This is a genomic window from Microbacterium sp. SORGH_AS_0969 (genome assembly GCF_030818255.1).
Taxonomy (GTDB): domain Bacteria; phylum Actinomycetota; class Actinomycetes; order Actinomycetales; family Microbacteriaceae; genus Microbacterium.
The window spans coordinates 3,421,831-3,439,392 of record NZ_JAUTAG010000001.1 but is presented as its reverse complement, the minus strand read 5'-3'; the positions used below and the strand labels follow the sequence as shown (position 1 = coordinate 3,439,392).

Annotated in this window: 15 protein-coding genes; 3 read left to right on the top strand and 12 right to left on the bottom strand. The window is 69.1% G+C overall.

Annotated features, from left to right (window positions below; genetic code table 11):
- The 8 genes from QE388_RS16145 to QE388_RS16110 all read right to left on the bottom strand — a co-directional run bounded on the left by QE388_RS16145 (window position 1) and on the right by QE388_RS16110 (window position 9,246).
- Window positions 1–837 (bottom strand): shikimate dehydrogenase, encoded by an 837-nt coding sequence (locus tag QE388_RS16145; RefSeq protein WP_307386428.1) that lies wholly within the window; start codon window positions 835–837, stop codon window positions 1–3.
- A complete protein-coding gene (gene mltG / locus QE388_RS16140) occupies window positions 831–2,504 on the bottom strand; it encodes an endolytic transglycosylase MltG (RefSeq protein ID WP_307386426.1) in 1,674 nt (557 codons plus the stop codon). Before mltG ends, QE388_RS16145 begins: the two co-directional genes overlap by 7 nt.
- A 1-nt stretch (window position 2,505) precedes the next feature.
- Window positions 2,506–2,979 (bottom strand): Holliday junction resolvase RuvX, encoded by a 474-nt coding sequence (gene ruvX, locus QE388_RS16135; RefSeq protein ID WP_275800506.1) that lies wholly within the window; start codon window positions 2,977–2,979, stop codon window positions 2,506–2,508.
- Window positions 2,976–5,645 carry an alanine--tRNA ligase gene (gene alaS, locus QE388_RS16130; RefSeq protein WP_307386424.1) on the bottom strand — a complete coding sequence of 890 codons (2,670 nt, stop codon included), beginning with the start codon at window positions 5,643–5,645 and terminating at the stop codon, window positions 2,976–2,978. The genes ruvX and alaS overlap by 4 nt, the downstream gene beginning before the upstream one ends.
- 61 nt (window positions 5,646–5,706) lie before the next feature.
- A complete protein-coding gene (locus QE388_RS16125) occupies window positions 5,707–5,973 on the bottom strand; it encodes an ATPase (protein ID WP_307386422.1) in 267 nt (88 codons plus the stop codon).
- Between the two features lie 346 nt (window positions 5,974–6,319).
- Complete coding sequence (gene rpsD, locus QE388_RS16120) at window positions 6,320–6,949, bottom strand: 30S ribosomal protein S4 (protein WP_058595701.1); 630 nt, start codon at window positions 6,947–6,949, stop codon at window positions 6,320–6,322.
- Window positions 6,950–7,104: 155 nt separating this feature from the next.
- Window positions 7,105–7,833: a DUF1361 domain-containing protein gene (locus QE388_RS16115; protein ID WP_307386420.1), complete on the bottom strand. Its 729-nt coding sequence runs from the start codon at window positions 7,831–7,833 to the stop codon at window positions 7,105–7,107.
- 54 nt (window positions 7,834–7,887) lie between these two features.
- On the bottom strand, window positions 7,888–9,246 hold the full coding sequence (locus tag QE388_RS16110) for a replication-associated recombination protein A (protein WP_373426650.1): 1,359 nt from the start codon (window positions 9,244–9,246) through the stop codon (window positions 7,888–7,890).
- Window positions 9,247–9,404: 158 nt separating this feature from the next.
- Between QE388_RS16110 and QE388_RS16105 the strand changes: the two genes are divergently transcribed.
- The 3 genes from QE388_RS16105 (at window position 9,405) to QE388_RS16095 (ending at window position 11,981) form a co-directional block, all read left to right on the top strand.
- Window positions 9,405–9,701, top strand: a complete 297-nt coding sequence (locus tag QE388_RS16105) for a dioxygenase (RefSeq protein ID WP_307386416.1) — start codon at window positions 9,405–9,407, stop codon at window positions 9,699–9,701.
- An 84-nt stretch (window positions 9,702–9,785) separates the two neighbouring features.
- On the top strand, window positions 9,786–11,315 hold the full coding sequence (locus QE388_RS16100) for a DUF349 domain-containing protein (protein WP_307386414.1): 1,530 nt from the start codon (window positions 9,786–9,788) through the stop codon (window positions 11,313–11,315).
- 63 nt (window positions 11,316–11,378) lie between these two features.
- A complete protein-coding gene (locus tag QE388_RS16095) occupies window positions 11,379–11,981 on the top strand; it encodes a hypothetical protein (protein WP_307386413.1) in 603 nt (200 codons plus the stop codon).
- Here QE388_RS16095 and QE388_RS16090 read toward each other — a convergent pair.
- From QE388_RS16090 to yajC, 4 genes are all read right to left on the bottom strand, one after another.
- A complete protein-coding gene (locus QE388_RS16090; protein ID WP_275798407.1) occupies window positions 11,968–14,220 on the bottom strand; it encodes a bifunctional (p)ppGpp synthetase/guanosine-3',5'-bis(diphosphate) 3'-pyrophosphohydrolase in 2,253 nt (750 codons plus the stop codon). The two genes, QE388_RS16095 and QE388_RS16090, sit on opposite strands and share 14 nt — an antisense overlap.
- 64 nt (window positions 14,221–14,284) lie before the next feature.
- Window positions 14,285–15,271, bottom strand: coding sequence for a protein translocase subunit SecF (gene secF / locus QE388_RS16085; protein WP_275798405.1), 987 nt, complete (start codon window positions 15,269–15,271; stop codon window positions 14,285–14,287).
- Entirely contained in the window at window positions 15,271–16,977 is a 1,707-nt protein-coding gene (gene secD / locus QE388_RS16080) for a protein translocase subunit SecD (RefSeq protein WP_307386411.1), read from the bottom strand. Before secD ends, secF begins: the two co-directional genes overlap by 1 nt.
- Before the next feature lie 47 nt (window positions 16,978–17,024).
- Window positions 17,025–17,471, bottom strand: a complete 447-nt coding sequence (gene yajC / locus QE388_RS16075) for a preprotein translocase subunit YajC (protein WP_275798402.1) — start codon at window positions 17,469–17,471, stop codon at window positions 17,025–17,027.
- Window positions 17,472–17,562 lie beyond the last annotated feature (91 nt).

The following is a 17,562-nucleotide window of genomic DNA, read 5'->3' as shown; positions in this document are numbered from 1 at the left end:
CTAGTCTCCCACGAGCGCGATGCGCATCGCGGCCAGCACGGCGTCCTCGCGCTCGAGGGGAACGGCCGGATCGCCGCCGACGAAGATGCGCACCTGCAGCAGCGCCTGGTGCAGCAGCATCGGAAGCCCGTTGATCGCCTCGTTCCCCGCGGCGCGCCACTGCTCGGCGAGGGCGGTCGGCCAGTTGCCGTAGACGACGTCGACGAGCAGCCCGCCGTTCTCGGCGAAGGGACGGATGCCGGGACCCACGTCGACCTTCCCCGGGAGAGCCGCGACGGTCACATCGACGGGCAGGGGCACGCCGGGGTCGTCGAACGACGCGCGTGAGATCTCGACACCGACGGACTCCCCCAGGTCCCTCAGGGGGATGACGGCTTCGGGGCGACGGGCCACGACCTCGACGCGCCGCGTGCCGAGCTCAGCGAGAGACATCACCGCGGAAGTCGCCGTGGCGCCTGCTCCGAGAATGCGCGCCACGCCCGGTTCAGCCACGCCCGCCTCGCGCAGGGCGCGCGCCAGGCCTCCGACGTCGGTGTTGAACCCGCGCGGTCCGTCGGACGTGAGGAGGAACGTGTTCACGGCGCCCGTACGCCGCGCGGCGTCGTCGAGCTCGACAGCGGCGCGGAAGGCGACGTTCTTCAGTGGCATCGTGAGCGAGAGCCCGCGCCAGGTGTCATCCAACTCGCCCAGTCGGACGGCAAACTCCGCTTCGGTCACTCGCTGCCGCCCGTACGTCCACGACAGCCCCAGCTCGCGGTACGCCGCCGCGTGCAGCGACGGCGACCGTGAGTGATCGATCGGGTCCCCCCAGACGGCGAGCCGGTCGGTGCTCAGCATCCGCCGTCGGGGTTGTCGCGGCACCACTGCTGGAACTGGTCGACGGCCTTGAGCTGATCGGCGTACGTCGTCGAGAAGACCGTCTCTCCCGTCGAGAGGTTGACGGTCGTGAAGTAGTACCACGGTCCGTCGACGGGGTGCATGGCCGCGTCGATCGCCAGGTCACCCGCGTTGGCGATCGGACCCACCGGCAGACCCGGGTGGATGTAGGTGTTCCACGGGTTGTCGCTGGTGAGCGCGTTCTCGGACGACGACGAGCTTCCCGCGCCGATCTCACCGACGCCGTACTGGGCGGTCGAGTCCATCTGCAGAAGGCCGTGCGTCTCGTCGTTGTCGGGCTGGAGGCGATTCTCGATCACGCGCGAGACCTTGTAGAAGTCGTCGGGGTTGCGCGCTTCGCGCTCGATGATCGACGCGATGATGAGAATCCGCTCGCGGTCGCTCTCGGGCACTCCCGCCTGATCGAGCGACTGCACCGTGCGCTGGACCATGCGCGCGATCACGTCCTTCGCGGCGACGCCCTCGTCGAAGTCGTAGGTGGCGGGGAAGATCCATCCTTCGAGCGACGAGGCGGAGACGCCGTACTGCGACGGATCGGCGACGGCCGCGTCGAGGTCGGCGCGCGCGATGCCCGTCTGCTCCGAGATCACGTCGAGCGACTGGGTGAGCGTGAGGCCCTCGCGCAGCTGCACGGAGTTGTCGAGGCGGTTCGTCGGGTCGCGGAGTGCGGCGATGACGGCCTCGGACGTCATCTGCTTCTGCAGCTTGTAGACACCCGGCTGGAAGGTGAAGCCGACCGAATTGTCGACCATGTACTTGTAGAGCGAGTTGGAGGCCTTGGTCACGCCGGCGTCGAACATCTTCGGGGAGACGGACTCGCCGGTGTCCCCCGCCACGATCGTCACGCGGGCCTCGCCGTTGGCGATGCCCGCCTCGTAGTCGAGGGGCTCGCCGGTGCCGAGGAACGCCTGAACCCGGTCGCCGTAGGTGTTCCACAGCGCGAAGCCGCCGCCCACGAGGCCGCCGATGACCACGAGGACGATCCCGAGGGCGATCCACCCGCCGGTGCGGCGACGCTTCTTGGGCTTCCGGGGAGCGGCGGCGCCGATCTGGTCGGTGTGGGCGCGGCCGGTGAAGAGGTCCTCGAGCGAGCCGCTCGGTACGGTGCCGTCGCTCGCCGTCCGTCCGGCCGACACGCCGGCAGCAGCTGCGCCGACGAGAGCGGGCTCGCGCTCAGCGGGCGTGGTCGGGATCTGCTGCGTGGGCTGCTCCGCGGCGGCCGCTCGACGAGCCGTCTCGGCGGGGGTTCGAGCGGGGCCGGGCTGTGCCGCGGCGGGGCGCGTGGCGGCGCCGGCCGACGGAGTCGGCGCCGCGTTGTTCGTCGGCGCCGTCGTTCGCGGCCGGGAGGCGGCGGGCGTCGAGGCGACGGATTCCGTGCTCTGCGCCGGAGCGGGCACACCGGTCTGTGCCGCGGTGGGTCCTGTCTGCGCGCGAGCAGCTCGCGCGGCGCGGCGCGACACGGGCGTCTCCGGCTCGGGCGCGGCGGGCGACTCGTCCGTCGACGGCGACCGTCGCCGCGCGCCGTCCGGAGCGGCCGCGCGCGGGTCGGGCAGCCGTCCGTACAGGTCGGCGAGGGGGTCGTTGGCGTTGGGGTCGTTTTCGGGCATGTCAGGCGGGCTCCTGTCCCGGTGTGACGGCGGGTCCGGCCGGGTCACCGGACTGTCGCTCCACGTCGAGCGCCTGCTGCAGCAGCACCACAGCGGCGACTTGGTCCACAATGCTACGAGAATCCCGCTGGGAACGTCCTGCCTCTCTCAGCACACCGTGTGCCGACACGGTGCTCAGACGCTCATCGACCAGCCGGACGGGCATCGGCAATGCGGTGGCGAGAGCCTGCGCAAACCTGCGGGCGTCGGTCGTCGAGGGCGTGTCCTCGCCGCGGAGATTCAGCGGCAGGCCGACGAGCACCTCGAACGCCTCGTACTCCGCGGCGAGGGCGGCGATGCGGCGGACGGGCTCGCCCTTGCGCGGAACCGTCTCGACAGGGACGGCGAGTACTCCGTCCGGGTCGGAGCGGGCGACACCGACACGGGCGCGCCCGACATCGATCCCGAGACGGATGCCGCGCCGAAACGCCGTCACGCGGTGGTCGCCCGCACGTCCGCGACGATGCCCTCGAGCGCCTGCGGCAGAGCCGTGGCATCCGTTCCGCCGCCCTGCGCGACGTCGGGGCGACCGCCCCCGCCTCCGCCGAGCACTCCCGCGGCGGCCTTCGCCAGAGAACCGGCGGCCAGGCCCCGTTCGCGGGCGGCTTCGTTCGTCACGACGACGACCGTGGCGCGCCCGCCCGCGACGCTCGCGAGCGCGACGACCGCGGGGTCGCTGCCGAGACGGTCTCGCACCTGCAGGGCGAGCGAGCGCACGTCGTCGGCCGACGCGCCCTCCCCCAGGCTCTGCGCGACGACGCGCACGGTGCCGACGGCGACGGCCGCCTCGACCAGCTGGGGCAGACGACCGGTCAGGGCCTGTGCCTCGAACGCGGCGATCTTCTTCTCGGCCGCTTTGAGGCTTGCCGCCAGCTCTGCGATGCGGGTCGTGAGCTGCTCGCGCGGTGTCTTGAGCGACGTCGACAGCTGCGACACGATCGCGCGCTCCGCCGCGAGGTCGCGGAAGGCATCGAGACCCACGAGCGCCTCCACGCGACGGTTCGAGGCACCGACCGACTGCTCGCCGACGAGGTTGACCAGGCCGATCTGGGAACTGCGGGCGACGTGCGTGCCGCCGCAGAGCTCGCGCGACCAGGGGCCGCCGATGTCGACCATGCGCACGGTGTCGCCGTACTTCTCGCCGAACAGCGCCATGGCGCCCGCGGCCTTCGCCTCGTCGAGCGACATCACGCGCGTGGTGACCTCGAGGTTGTCGCGCACGGCGTTGTTGGCGATGTCCTCGATCTCGGTGCGGGTCTCGGGCGAGAGCGCCGAGCCCCAGCTGAAGTCGAAGCGCATGTAGCCGGCGCGGTTGAGCGATCCGGTCTGCGTCGCCGTCTTGCCGAGGGTGTCGCGGATCGCCGCGTGCACGAGGTGCGTCGCGGAGTGCGCCTGCTGCGCCGAGTGGCGGTTCAACGCGTCGACCACGGTGGTGGCGGGCGCGCCCACCGACACCTCGCCGGTGGTGACCTCGACGGTGTGGCTGATGAGACCGGGCACGGGGCGCTGCACGTCGAGCACCTCGAGCTCGTACCCCGGCCCCACGATCGTGCCCTTGTCGGCGACCTGGCCGCCCGACTCGGCGTACAGCGCGGTCTCGGCCGTGATGACCTCGGCGATCCGTCCGGCGGAGGCGCGATCCGTGCCCTGACCGTCGACCAGGATGCCGAGCACGGTCGACTCCGTCTGCAGCTCGGTGTATCCGGTGAACACCGTCTCGCCCAGCGCGCGGAACTCGCGGTACGCGCTCTGATCGGCGATCGCGCCCTTGCGAGCACGGGCGTCGGCCTTCGCGCGGGTGCGCTGCTCCTGCATGAGCTGGTCGAAGGCTCCGCGGTCGACGCTCAGGCCCGCCTCTTCGGCGATCTCGAGCGTGAGGTCGATGGGGAAGCCGTACGTGTCGTGCAGCAGGAACGCCTCGGAACCCGACAGCGTCGTGCCGCCGCCGTTCTTCGCCTCGGCCACCGACTGGTCGAGGATGGCGGATCCCGCCGCGAGCGTGCGGAGGAACGTCTGCTCCTCGGCGATCGCGTAGGCCGACAGGCGCGCGTAGTCGGCCTCGACCTCCGGGTACGACTCCTTCATCGCGTCGCGTGACGCGGCGAACAGCTCCGGGAAGGTCGGGCCCTCGACGCCGAGCAGGCGCATCGAACGGATGGCGCGACGCATGATGCGCCGCAGGATGTACCCGCGTCCCTCGTTCGAGGGCGTCACGCCGTCGGCCAGCAGCATGAGCGAGGAACGGACGTGGTCGGCGACGATGCGGAGGCGCACGTCGTCCTCGTGCGACTCGGCACCGTACGACTTGCCCGCGAGCTTTGCGGCGAGATCGAGGACCGGGCGTACCTGGTCGGTCTCGTACATGTTGTCGACGCCCTGCTTGATGAACGCGATGCGCTCCAGGCCCATGCCGGTGTCGATGTTCTTCGCCGGCAGCTCGCCGACGATGTCGAAGTCGTACTTCGACCGCACGTTCGTGATCTCGTACTGCATGAACACGAGGTTCCAGATCTCGACGTAGCGGTCGTCGTCGGTCGCCGGTCCCCCGTCGATGCCGTACGCCGGGCCGCGGTCGAAGAAGATCTCGGAGCACGGGCCCGCCGGACCCGGGAGCCCGGTCGACCAGTAGTTCGTGTCTTTGCCGAGGCGCTGGATGCGATCCTCGGGTAGCGTGCTGAGCTTCAACCAGAGGTCGTGAGCCTCGTCGTCCTCTTCGTAGACGGTGACCCAGAGGTCTTTCGGGTCGAAGGCGAGGCCGCCCTCGGACTCGGGGGCGGTCAGCAGCTCCCACGCGTAGCGGATCGCGTCTTCCTTGAAGTAGTCGCCGAACGACCAGTTGCCGAGCATCTGGAAGAAGGTGCCGTGGCGGGGCGTCTTGCCGACCTCTTCGATGTCGTTGGTGCGAATGCACTTCTGCACGTCGGCCGCGCGCGGGTACGGCGGCGGCACGACACCGCTGAGGTACGGGATGAAGGGCACCATGCCCGCCACGGTGAACAGCAGGGCCGGATCGTCGGTGACGAGCGAGGCCGAGGGGACGATCGTGTGGTTCTTCTTCTCGAAGAAGTCGAGGAAGCGCTGGGCGATCTCGGCGGTTTTCATGGCGAATCTTTCGATGGGCGTGCGGACCCTCCCCCGGCGCCGGGGGCGGGATGCCGGAAGGTCAGTCGGACGAGGAAGCCGAGCGCGCCGCGTCGGCGGCGGTACCGAGGGACGTGCTCGCGGAGGCGGCGACGCCCTTGACGTCGTCGACGATCTCCGACAGGCGGATCTCCTGCTCGTGGTAGGCGTCGCTCATGCGATCGGTGAACTCGCTGATGCGGGAATCGAGCTGCGCGAACAGCTCCTGACCCCGGGGGTCCTTGTTCACCAGGTGAGCGGCGACGAAACCGCCGACGATGCCGAAGGCGAACCAGACGAGGCTTCTCACGATCACCACTTCTTCCTCGATACAGCGCCGCGGTCGCGGCATCCTTCATCGTAGGCGACGGTCGTCGTGCGCCGCTTCAGAGAGATCTGTTGCGGATGTTCCTCTCGCGTTCGTTTGCCGCAGATGGTCGGCGGCTCGACCTCGCACCGACAATCTCGGGCAAACGAACAGACGCTTTCGCCGTTCGTTTGCCGCAGACGGTCGCCGGCGCCATCCAAGACCGGCCATCTCGGGCAAACGAATGCTGCGCACGCACGACGAGGAAACCACCAAAGGCGGCGGGAGCGTGAGCTGTAACGACGAAGGGCGCCGGGAGAACCCGACGCCCTTCGTGTGCTCGCTGGGATCAGCGGGCGGCGTAGTACTCGACGACGAGCTGCACGTCACACGTGACGGGCACCTCGGCGCGCTTGGGGCGACGCAGGAGCTTCGCCTGGAGCGTCGACAGGTCGACCTCGAGGTAACCGGGAACGGGGGGCAGCACCTCGGCGTGCCCACCGGCGGCGGCGACCTGGAAGGGCTCGAGGCCCTCGCTCTTCGGCTTGACGTGGATCTGCTGACCCGGCTTCACGCGGAACGACGGGCGGTCCACGAGCTGGCCGTCGACCAGGATGTGGCGGTGCACGACGAGCTGGCGAGCCTGCGCGGTGGTGCGGGCGAAGCCCGAACGCACGACGAGGGCGTCCAGACGCATCTCGAGCAGCTCGACCAGGTTCTCACCGGTCAGGCCGTCGGTGCGGCGTGCCTCGTTGAACGCGATGCGCAGCTGCTTCTCGCGGATGCCGTACTGCTCGCGCAGACGCTGCTTCTCACGCAGACGGACGGCGTAGTCGCTGTCAGCCTTGCGCTTGGTGCGACCGTGCTCACCCGGAGCGTAGGGACGCTTCTCGAGGTAGCGGGCGGCCTTGGGGGTGAGTGCGACGCCGAGGGCGCGCGACAGACGCACCTTGCGGCGGTCCTGAGACTTCGTGGTCACGAAGTTCTCCTTCCGATGACGTGGCCGCGCCTTTCGCGGCTCACGGACGTATCGCCTCTCTTCGCCCTATCCGGACTGCACGCCGGGGCACGCCGGAAGGTCGGTGAAGAAGAGAGGGGATGCCCGAGAACCCGGTCTCGAACCGGTCAATGATATCAGAGGCCGGCCGCGACGACAGAGGACCAGGCGAGGAGGAAGAGCGGGACGTACAGCATCGTCACCAGCACGGCGTGCGTGGCGACGAATCCGACCGCTTCGAGCATTTTGCCCCGCTCCCGCAGGTGTGACCGGAGCTTGTGCGCCACGGCTTTCGGATGCCGCACATCCCAGCTGTTGAAGCGCAGGTACCGGCCGAGGTACATCCCTACCGCTCCGAGCAGGATGACGATGCCCGCGAAGACCCAGCTCTCGACGGTGATCTGGTCCCCGCGCTGCTGGCCGATGATGACGAACATCTGGAGGGGGACCAGGCTGAGGATCGCGTTCGCAATCCCCGCCAACGTCAGCGCAAGTGTCTGCACGATGTCGTACCAGAGCGGCACCGGGGTGTTCTCGACACGATGGCTGAAGTTCAGTTCGGTAATGAGGTAGACCGAGTTGGGGAACATCAGCAGCCACGCGCCCGTGGGCACAGCGAGCGCCATGACCGCCAGCACACCCTCGAGCAGGGAGGCGTTGTCGAGCGCATGGCTGCGGTACTCCACGAACAGCAGGAAGCCGACGCCCGCGACCAGCGACAGCGGAACCGGCACGAACGACAAGCCCACGTTCAGCAGCATCGGACGGTACAGGCGTACGCGATAGACGGCCGCGCGAAGGAGCACGAGCACGACCGCATACAGGTTGAGGGCCAGGACGGCGGCAGCGGTGAGGAGCACGATCACGGGCACACACTGTGGCACGGGCAGGGACCCGAACCCGCCCGAACGCCCCGGAATTCACCCGCCGTCGAGAATGCGGCGGATCTTCTCGAGCCGCGCCGACACGTCACGCTCGGCCCCGTGGTTGGTGGGCTCGTAGTAGCGCCGGCCACGCAGCTCGTCGGGGAGGTACTGCTGACTCACGATGCCGATCTCGCTGTCGTGCGCGTACTTGTATCCCTTGCCGTGACCGAGTCGCTTCGCCCCGGGGTAATGCGCGTCGCGCAGGTGCATCGGTACTCGTCCGAACCCGCCTGCGCGCACGTCGGCGATCGCGGCGTTGATCGCGTTGTACGCGGCGTTCGACTTCGCCGTGGTCGCGAGGTACACGGTCGCCTCGGCGAGCGGGATCCGGCCCTCGGGCATACCGATGAACGCGACGGCGTCGGCGGCGGCCACGGCGATCTGCAGCGCCTGCGGGTCGGCCATGCCGATGTCTTCGGCGGCCGAGATCACGAGCCGTCGAGCGATGAATCGGGGGTCCTCCCCGGCCTCGATCATCCGCGCGAGGTAGTGGATCGCCGCGTCCGGGTCCGATCCGCGTACCGACTTGATGAAGGCGCTGATGACGTCGTAGTGCTCGTCGCCCTGGCGGTCGTAGCGCAACAGGGCCCGGTCGACGGCCTGCGCGATGTGGTCGGCCGTGATCACCGGGGGCTCCGTGATCGCCTCGTCGAGCTCGTCGGCATCCGGATCGGCGTCTTCGTCTTCGTCTTCGTCGTCGGTCGTCGTCGCCGCGAGCCCGGTATCGTCGCCCGCCACGGAGGCTGCCGCCTCGAGAGCCGTGAGGGCGCGCCGCGCGTCTCCTGAAGCGAGTCTCACGAGCGCTGCGCGCGCCTCGTCGTCGAGCACGACGCGACCGGCGAGCCCACGCGGATCCGTCACCGCGCGATCGACGAGCGCCCCGAGGTCATCGTCGCCGAGGGGCCGGAGGGTCAGGAGGAGCGACCGCGACAGCAGGGGCGAGATCACCGAGAACGAGGGGTTCTCGGTGGTGGCCGCGATCAAGACGACCCAACCGTTCTCGACCCCGGGCAGGAGCGCGTCCTGCTGGGCCTTCGTGAAGCGGTGGATCTCGTCGAGGAAGAGGATCGTCGACTGTCCGTACAAGTCGCGTTGGGTCAGGGCCTCTTGCATGACCTCGCGGACGTCTTTCACGCCGGCGGTGATCGCCGACAGCTCGACGAAGCGTCGTCCCGAGGACCGCGCGATGGCCTGAGCGAGGGTGGTCTTCCCCGTTCCGGGCGGTCCCCAGAGGATCACCGAGACGGCGGACCCGGATGCCGAGGAGTCGGTGGTGGCGAGGGTGACGAGGGGCGACCCCGGACGGAGGAGGTGGCCCTGGCCCGCGACCTCATCGAGACTCGTCGGCCGCATGCGGACCGCGAGCGGGGTCTGGCCCTGGAAGAGGGCGGAGGAAGCGGGCACCGATCCAGGCTAGCCGGGGCCGCCGACACCGGCGTCGCTCTTTTGTCGGCCTCCGCCGGCCCTGCGTAGGATCGGGGGCGGTCGCGCGGCGGCCGGAGGAGGTCGATGTGGCGACGGGCGGGAAAGACCGGCAGAGCCGCGAGCAGCGCGAGCGGGCTCGCGTGTACCAGGCGCGGCAGGAACTGCATCGGCGACAGGGCCATCGTCGCCGACGGGACAACGTCGTCGGGATCGTCGTCGGACTCCTCGTGATCGCGGGCGCCGTCGGCGTCCAAACCGTGTACTTCGTCGCGGGCCCGGGAGCACCGACCCCGGCGCCCAGCGCGACCGACACCCCGTCCGTGCCGACCCCGTCCGATGCCCCTCTCCCCGACCTCGAGCCGACGGGGTCGCCGACACCCTGACCCCTTCATGTCCCGGTCGGGCGTACTAGGCTCGGGATCGTCCTTCTCCCCCAGGCGGCTTCGCCGCGATGAGGTGCTATTTCCGTGACTTCCGCTTCCTCCCCCGACACCGCCGGCTCGCACGACTCGAGCGACGCAGCCGACGAACTGGTACCCGCAGACGAGACACCCGTCTCGCCCGACGAGTCCGCGGCGGCCACTGATCCCGCCGAAGAGACCGCTGCTTCCGCCCCCGAGATCGCGGTGCCCGCGGACGGCCCCGACGACGTCGCCGAGACGACCGAAGCGGATGCCGCTGAGGCTCCTGTCGCTGCTCCGGTGGCCCCGTCACCGACTCCCGCGCCGTCACCGCGCCCCGGCCCGCGTCCGGGAGCTCGTGTTGCGGCGCCGAGCGAGCCGTGGGGCCGCGTCGACGACGAGGGCACGGTCTCGGTGCGCGAGGCCGACGGTTGGCGCGTCGTGGGCCAGTACCCCGATGGCACCCCGGCCGAGGCACTCGCCTACTTCGAGCGCAAGTTCGCCGACCTCGCGAGCGAGGTGACCCTGCTCGAGGTCCGTCACCGCCGCGGCGGCGCCTCGGCGTCCGACCTGCGCACCACCGCGTTGAGCGTCCGTGCGAAGCTCGACGGCGCTGCCGCCGTCGGCGACCTCGCGGCTCTCATCTCGCGCATCGACGCCCTGACCGCCGAGCTCGCGGAGGCGAGCGAGAGCGAGGCCGCTGCGGCCAAGGAGGCCGTCGCGGAGGCGGTGCGCGAGCGCACCGTCATCGTCGAGGAGGCCGAGGCTCTCGCCGCCCGCGACCCGCAGACCGTGCAGTGGAAGCAGAGCACCGCCGAGATGTCGGCGCTCTTCGACCGGTGGCAGGCGCACCAGCAGAACGGTCCCCGCCTGCCGAAGTCCACCGCACAGCAGCTCTGGCGCCGGTTCCGTGACGCTCGCGCGACATTCGACCGTCACCGTCGCGAGTTCTTCTCGGCACTCGATGAGACCCACAAGGCCGCCCGCGACGCCAAGACGCGTCTCGTGGAGCGCGCCGAGGCCCTCGCCCCGCGCGGCGAGGACGGCATCGGGGCGTACCGCGACCTTCTCGACCAGTGGAAGGCGTCCGGGCGCGCTGGTCGCAAGGTCGACGACGCGCTCTGGGCACGCTTCAAGGCCGCGGGCGACGCGCTCTACAGCGCCCGCGGGGAACGCGAGGCCGCCGACATCGAAGCCTCTCGCGAGAAGATCGAGCAGAAGCGCGCACTTCTCGAGCAGGCGGCGCCCATCGTCGACGAGAAGAACCTCGCGACGGCCCGTCAGCGCCTCACCGCCATCCAGCGACAGTGGGACGAGATCGGCCGCGTGTTCCCCCGCGACGTCGAGCGCGGTCTCGACGACGAGCTGCGCAAGATCGAGCAGAGCGTGCGTACGCGCGAGGACGCGGACTGGAAGCGCAACGATCCCGAGCAGAAGGCGCGTGCGAACGACATGACGCGTCAGATCATGGATGCCATCGCGAAGCTCGAGTCCGAGCTGGCCGAGGCGGAGGCACGGGGCGACAAGCGCGCGGCCGCACAGGCGTCCGAGGCGCTCGAAGCGCGCCGTGGCTGGCTGCGCGCCCTCGGCGGCTGATCACTTCTCCACAGATTCCCGCTTCGGTGGGAACGGGCGACACCCTCGCGTCAGACTGACGTGATGGTGTCGCCTTTTCTGTTCTTCCCGGGCGAGCGCCTCTCGCTCGCCGAACTCACGGCGGCGTGCCTCGACGGCGTCCTGGTCGCCATCGGCGAGGGGTACATGCCGGCGGACGCGGCCGAGACGACGTGGATGCGAGCGCGCAGCCTGGGCCCGCTTGCCGGCGAGCGGCTCGCGGCGGTGCGCTTGAGTGCGGCGTGGGTGCACGGTGGCGCGCTCGTCGAGCCGTCCCCGCACCACCTGCAGCGCTCGAGCGGTCGACGCGCGCGCATGGCGGGTAGCGGCCGAGTGGTCTACCACGACGTCCTGCTCGACCCGGCGGACGTCATCCACATCGCGGGGGTGGCCGTGTCGACGCCGACCCGCACGCTCGCCGATCTCGCGCGCCTGGGACACCACGACGCGGCGGCGCGGTGGGCCTGCTCCGACCCCGTTCTCGCGGAGCAGGCGAGACAGTGGATCCTCGCCCGGCCCCGGGTCCCCTACGGTCGTCGCGCTCTCGACGTCCTCGATGGTGCGACGCTCCTCGACGCGCTGCCTGGTGACGCCGCGCCCGACGGACGCGGGGAACGCCAGGAAGCGGTGAGCGTCACGACGAGGTGACGCGGTAGACGTCGTAGACGGCGTCGATGCGTCGCACGGCGTTCAGTACCCGATCGAGGTGGACGGTGTCGCCCATCTCGAAGACGAACTTGCTCAGCGCGAGACGATCGTTCGAGGTCGACACGGTCGCCGACAGGATGTTGACGTGGTGCTCGCTGAGGACGCGGGTGACATCGCTGAGCAGTCCGGAGCGATCGAGGGCTTCGACCTGGATCTGGACGAGGAACAGACTCTTCGTGGTCGGCGCCCACTCGACATCGATGAGCCGGTCGGGATCTTCCTTCAGCGACTTCACGTTCGTGCAATCGCCGCGGTGCACGGAGACGCCGCTCCCGCGCGTGACGAAGCCGACGATGTCGTCACCGGGCACCGGCGTGCAGCACTTCGCGAGCTTGACGAGGATGTCGGGGGCACCGCGGACGAGAACGCCCGAATCGCTGTTGCGCGGAGCGCGACGGCGACCGACCTGTGGCAGGTCGATCGGTCCGGTCGAGGTGTCTTCCTCGCTGACCAGTGCGGTGACCTTCTCGATCACCGACTGCGTCGAGACGTGGCCTTCTCCGACCGCCGCGTAGAGCGCTGAGACGTCCTCGTAGTGGAACTGTCGCGCGACCTCGGTGAACGAGTCCTGGCTCATCAGACGCTGCAATGGCAGGTTCTGCCGGCGCATCGCGCGGGCGATGGAGTCCTTCCCCTGCTCGATCGCCTCTTCACGACGCTCCTTCGTGAACCACCCGCGGATCTTGTTGCGCGCGCGGGTGCTCTTGACGAACCCGAGCCAGTCCTGACTCGGACCCGCGTCGGGGTTCTTCGACGTGAAGACCTCGACGACATCGCCGCTCTGGAGGGCCGTCTCGAGCGGCACCAGACGACCGTTGACCTTCGCACCCATCGTGCGGTGCCCGATCTCCGTGTGCACCGCGTACGCGAAGTCGACCGGCGTGGCCCCCGCGGGCAGCCCGATGACCCGGCCCTTCGGAGTGAAGACGTAGACCTCTTTTGCGCCGATCTCGAAGCGCAGCGAGTCGAGGAACTCCCCCGGGTCGGCGGTTTCCGCCTGCCAGTCGGAGATGTGCGCGATCCACGCCATGTCGGCGTCGACGGCCTTGGCATCCGCCTTTCCACCCGCCATGCGCTCTTTGTACTTCCAGTGCGCAGCGACGCCGAACTCGGCCTGCTGGTGCATCTCGTGCGTGCGGATCTGGATCTCGACCGTGCGTCCGCCGGGGCCGATCACCGTCGTGTGCAGCGACTGATAGAGGTTGAACTTCGGTGTCGCGATGTAGTCCTTGAACCGCCCCGGAAGCGGGGTCCACCGTGCGTGGATCGCGCCCAGCACCGCGTAGCAGTCGCGCACCGTGCCGACGAGGATCCGGATGCCGATGAGGTCGTAGATGTCGTCGAACTCGCGACCCCGCACGACCATCTTCTGATAGACGGAGTACAGCTGCTTCGGTCGGCCCATGACGCGACCGCGCACGCGGAGCTCGCGGAGATCGGCGTCGACCGCGTCGATCACGTTCTGCACGTACTGCTCGCGCTGCGGCGTGCGCTGCTTCACCAGGCTCTCGATCTCGGCGTAGAGCTTCGGGTGCATCACGGCGAACGAGAGGTCTTCGAGTTCGCTCTTGATGGCCTGGATGCCGAGACGGTGCGCGAGCGGCGCGTAGATCTCGAGGGTCTCGGTGGCCTTCTTCGCGGCCTTGTGCGGCGGGACGAAGCCCCATGTACGCGCGTTGTGGAGGCGGTCGGCCAGCTTGATGAGGAGCACGCGGATGTCTTTCGACATCGCGACGATCATCTTGCGGACGGTCTCGGCCTGGGCGCTGTCGCCGTACTTGACCTTGTCGAGCTTGGTGACGCCGTCGACGAGCATGGCGACCTCGTCGCCGAAGTCGGCTGCCAGCTCGTCGAGCGGATATCCGGTGTCTTCCACGGTGTCGTGGAGCAGCGCGGCCGCGATCGCCTTCGGTCCGAGGCCGAGTTCGGCGAGGATCTGCGCCACGGCCAGAGGGTGCGTGATGTAGGGCTCGCCGCTCTGGCGCTTCTGCCCGTCGTGCGCCTTGTCGGCGACCGCATAAGCGCGTTCGATAATTCCGAGATCGCCCTTGGGGTGGTGCGTGCGGACCGTGCGCAGGAGCTTGTCGACGTCGTCGCGACGCGCGGCGCGCGAGAAGATGCGCGGCACGAGCCGTCGAAGCGAGGACGGCGGCGGAGCGGAGGCCGTGGTCTCGGTCATCGGTGCCCTCCCCGTCGTGACGTCAGTCGATCAATCCTACGCCCGGCGGAGCGGGCCCCCGCCGTCAGGCGGGGACACCCGCCTTCTCGCGCGCGGACCGCACGCGAGCGTCGCGCTGGGCGATCACCGGCTCGCGCTCGCGCAGGAGGGCGTAGAGCGGAACGGCGACGAAAAGCGTCGAGTACGCGGCGACGAGGGTTCCCACGAAGATCGACAGGGAGATGTCGCTCAACGTGCGGGCACCCAGCGGCACACCGATGAAGAGGATCGCGCCGATCGGCAGGACGGCGACGACCGTGGTGTTGATCGATCGGATGAGGGTCTGGTTGGCGGCGAGGTTGACGGACTCCGCGAAGGTGCGCCCGGAGATCTCGCCGTCTTCCCTCGTGTTCTCCCTGACCTTGTCGAACACGACCGTCGTGTCGTACAGGGCGTACGACAGGATCGTGAGGAATCCGATGACGGCCGCCGGCGAGATCTCGAATCCGAAGAGCGCGTAGATCCCGATCGTGATGACGAGCACGTCGACGAGGCCGATGATGGCCGCGACCGACATCTTCCACGTGCGGAAGTACAGCGCCAGGATGAGGAACGTCAGGGCGAGGAAGATCGCGAGACCCCACAACGACTGTCTCGTGACGTCCGCACCCCAGGTCGCTCCGATGAAGGAGTTGGTGACCTCCGAGGTCGGCACCTTGTACGCGTTGGCGAGAGCGGCCGACACGGCCTGCGTCTCGTCGTTGCTCATCTGATCGGTCTGCACGCGGACGGCTGAGTCGCTGATCACGGTGACGCGGGTCGTCGCTCCCGGGACGACCGAGGTCACGGCCTGCGTCGCGAGCGACTGGTCGAACGTCGACGGATTCGACACCGTGAACTGCGAGCCACCGGTGAACTCGATCGAGAACTGGATGGGCCGCACCAGGGGCACGAGCGCCGCACCGATCACGAGGAGCGCGGCGATGAGGAACCAGATCCGGCGACGCTGGACGAAGGGGAAGGAGGTCTTCCCCGAGTAGAGGTCGTTACCGAGCTGCGTCATGGAGCGCATCAGTCGTCTCCCTCCTTCGTGGAGCGGCTATCGCCGCGGGCGGCGGCGAGCTCGGCCTGCTTGCGTTCCGCGATCGTCTGGCGGCGCTGCGCCTCGACGCGCGAGCGCTTGGTGCGGCCGCTGTCGGCGATGGGTGCCCGGAACTGCGCGCGACCGCGATACACGGCACCGAGGGCTTCGGGATCCATGCCGGACAGCGGGTGACCCGAGCCGAAGAACCGTGTGCGGGCGAGCAACTGCATCACCGGGTGGGTGAAGAGGATGAAGATCACGATGTCGATCGCGGTCGTGAGCCCGAGGGTGAAGGCGAAGCCCTTCACCGTGGCATCCGCGAGGATGTAGAGCACGACGGCGGCGAGGATGTTGATCGACTTCGAGATGTAGATCGTGCGCTTGGCGCGGGACCACCCGTCCTCGACCGCGGCCGTGATCGACTTGCCGTCGCGCAGCTCGTCTCGTATTCGCTCGAAGTAGACGATGAACGAGTCCGCGGTGAAGCCGATCGTGATGATGAGGCCCGCCACACCGGCGAGCGACAGGCGGAAGCCCATGCGCCATGCCAGGATGCAGAGCATCACATAGGTGAGCACGGCCATCACGCCGAGCGACGCGATGATCACCGTGCCCAGTGCGCGGTACACGATCAGCGAATAGAGAGCGACGAGCGCGAGACCGATCAGACCCGCGATGAAGCCGACCTGCAGCTGTTGGGATCCGAGCGTCGCCGAGACGGTGTCGGAGCTCACGACGTTGAAGCTCAGCGGCAGCGCACCGTACTTCAGCTGATCGGCCAGTGCCTTCGAGGACTCCTGCGTGAAGCTGCCCGTGATGCTGGGGCGGCCGTCGAGGATGATGCCGTTCATCGACGGGGCCGACAGCACGGATCCGTCGAGGACGAACGCGAACTGGTTGAACGGGGGCTGCTTGCCGTACAGGCGCTGGCTGATCTTGCCGAACTTCTCGGTGCCCTGGTCGTTGAAGACGAGGTTCACGGCCCAGCGGCCGGTGTTCTGCTCCTGACCGTTCGTGGCATCCGCGATGTCGTCTCCGTCGATCTCGACGGGACCGAGGATGTACTTCGTGCCGTCCTGCAGGCCGCACGTGATCATCGGCTGATCCGCGGGGGCCTCGGCGGGGTTGCTCGGCGGGTTCGCGCAGTCGTACGCGAGGAACTGCGCCTGCAGCGCCGGGGTGATGTACGCCGGGTCGCTGCCGTCCGTCGGGGACGCGGTCGGCGTCGCGGGCAGGTTCGGGTCCGGTGTCGGATACGGCGTCGTGTTGCCGTCGTCGCCGACGAACGTCGTGGCGGGCGAGCCGGTGAACAGCACGGGGCGCAGTTGCAGCTGCGCGGAGCTCTGGATCCGCTGACGCGTCGCCTCGTCCGCCTCGCCGGGGATCTGCACGACGATCTTGTCGCTTCCCTCGGTGGCGATGTCGGTCTCCCCGACACCCGAGGCATCGACGCGCTGGCGGATGATCGACACCGCCTGCTGAAGCTGCTCGGAGTCCGGGGCGGCGCCATCCGTGGTCTGCGCCTGCAGGATGATCTGCGTTCCGCCCTGCAGGTCGAGGGCGAGGTCAGGGGTCCAGGAGCTCGCCTTGAAGGCGTACACGCCCAGGGCGTTGAGGCCGAACAGCACCGCCGTGATGGCGAGGAGACCGGTCAGAACGCGCCAGGCATGGCGGACGGGAGGAGAGGACGCCACGGAGTCGGCTTTCTATGCGGCGGAACGGAAAACGAACGGTCGAGGTGTCAGGCCTGCGGACGGTCCTTGTCGGTGCGGTCGGCGTCGGCCTCGGCAGCCTGACGTGCGGCGCGGTGGTCGTCGCTGATCGAGGTGATGTCGCCGTCGGCGACGCCCGCGACGTACTCGGCCTCGGTCTCTTCCGCCTCGATGAACTCGTCTTCGGTGACCGTGCCCGACGCCGGGTCGACGATGCGGAGGACGGCCTGGCTGTGAACCTTGATGACGACACCGGGAGCGATCTCGACCTGCGCCGGCTTGTCGAGGTCTTCGCCGTCGTACTCGACGATGGTGCCGTACAGCCCGCCCTGGAGCAGAACCTCGGCTCCGGGGACCGTTTGTCGTGCCTTCTCTTCGAGCTCGAGCTTCTGCTTCTTCACGCGACGCCGGGAGCTCACGAACATGAAAACGATCAGACCGGCGAAGACGACGACGAGAAGAAGACTGGAGTCCATGGAGGCGGTGCACCTTTCGAGTCAGGCGCGCCGTGCGGCACTGCCTAGCGTAAGTCAAGCGGGGGTCGGGGAATCCCCCGCCGAGTATAGG

Coding starts and splice junctions, on each gene's coding strand:
- QE388_RS16145 (WP_307386428.1), bottom strand. CDS start 837: ATGCTGAGCACCGACCGGCTCGCCGTCTGGGGGGACCCGATCGATCAC.
- mltG (WP_307386426.1), bottom strand. CDS start 2,504: ATGCCCGAAAACGACCCCAACGCCAACGACCCCCTCGCCGACCTGTAC.
- alaS (WP_307386424.1), bottom strand. CDS start 5,645: ATGAAAACCGCCGAGATCGCCCAGCGCTTCCTCGACTTCTTCGAGAAG.
- QE388_RS16110 (WP_373426650.1), bottom strand. CDS start 9,246: ATGCGGCCGACGAGTCTCGATGAGGTCGCGGGCCAGGGCCACCTCCTC.
- QE388_RS16095 (WP_307386413.1), top strand. CDS start 11,379: ATGGTGTCGCCTTTTCTGTTCTTCCCGGGCGAGCGCCTCTCGCTCGCC.
- QE388_RS16090 (WP_275798407.1), bottom strand. CDS start 14,220: ATGACCGAGACCACGGCCTCCGCTCCGCCGCCGTCCTCGCTTCGACGG.
- secF (WP_275798405.1), bottom strand. CDS start 15,271: ATGCGCTCCATGACGCAGCTCGGTAACGACCTCTACTCGGGGAAGACC.
- yajC (WP_275798402.1), bottom strand. CDS start 17,471: ATGGACTCCAGTCTTCTTCTCGTCGTCGTCTTCGCCGGTCTGATCGTT.